The sequence below is a fragment of the Pseudomonas sp. Sample_9 genome (assembly GCF_004307535.1).
GTDB lineage: Bacteria > Pseudomonadota > Gammaproteobacteria > Pseudomonadales > Pseudomonadaceae > Aquipseudomonas > Aquipseudomonas mercuritolerans.
Window position 1 is genome coordinate 1 of the sequence record NZ_RAZO01000371.1, and the last position, 1,191, is coordinate 1,191.

Sequence of the window (1,191 nt, forward strand, 5' to 3'; positions counted from 1 at the left end):
GTCACAGGCAAGGAAGCCAACAACAATAATCAAGGAGAAGCCCATGCAACTGACGCGCATTGCCCAGACCCTTTTGCTCACCCTGGTCGCCAGCCACGCCAGTGCCGCGACGATGGACAGCGCCCGCACGCGCATCGCCGAGCAGGCGCAGAAGCTCGAACCGGAGCTGCTGGAAACCCGCCGCGACCTTCACGCTCATCCAGAACTTGGCAACACTGAAAATCGCACCGCTGAACTGGTCGCCAAACAGCTGCAAGCCATGGGCCTGGAAGTGAAAACCGGCGTCGCCCGCACCGGCGTTGTCGCCATTCTTAAAGGCGCCCTGCCCGGCCCGACCGTGGCCCTGCGCGCCGACATGGATGCGCTGCCGGTCAAGGAAGTCTCGGACCTGCCGTTCGCTTCGAAAGCCAAAGGCACGTATCTCGACAAGGAAGTCGACGTCATGCACGCCTGCGGCCACGACGCCCACACCGCGATCCTGCTCAGCGCAGCGAAAATTCTGACGGGCATGCGCGACACCTTGCCCGGCACAGTAGTGTTCTACTTCCAGTCCGCCGAAGAAGGTCCGAGCGATTTTATTCCCGACGGCAAAAATACCTGGGGCGCGAAGATGATGGTCGAGGAAGGCGTGATGAAATCGCCGAAACCCGACGCAGTATTTGGCCTGCACGTCTGGGCCGGCGTCCCCGCCGGCCAGATCGCCTACCGCCCCGGCCCGACCCTGGCCAGCTCCGACGACCTGCGCATCAAGATCCACGGCAAACAAACCCATGCCGGCCGCCCGTGGGACGGCATCGATCCGATCACCGTCGGCGCACAAACCATCGTCGGCCTGCAAACCGTGGTCAGCCGCCGCACCGACATCTCGTCCTTCCCGTCGGTGGTCAGCATCGGCACCATCAACGGCGGCACCCGCTACAACATCATCCCCGAATCACTCGACATGACCGGCACCATCCGCTCCTACGACTACGGCATCCGCCAGAAACTGCACAGCGACGTGCGCCAGACCATCGAGAAAATCGCGGAAAGCGGCGGCGCCAAGGCCGACGTCACCATCATCGAAAAATACGACCCGACCATTAACAACCCGGCACTGACCGAAAAAATGCTGCCGACGTTGAAGTGGGCTGCCAAGGATGACGTGGTGCAGGGACCGCTGGTGGGTGGGGCGGAAGATTTCTCGTTCTT

At 62.3% G+C, this 1,191-nt stretch carries 1 protein-coding gene; it reads left to right on the forward strand.

Annotated features, from left to right (window positions below):
• Nucleotides 1-43: 43 nt before the first annotated feature.
• Nucleotides 44-1,191: amidohydrolase (locus D6877_RS21390; RefSeq protein WP_130912039.1), on the forward strand; the 1,148-nt coding region annotated here is incomplete at its 3' end.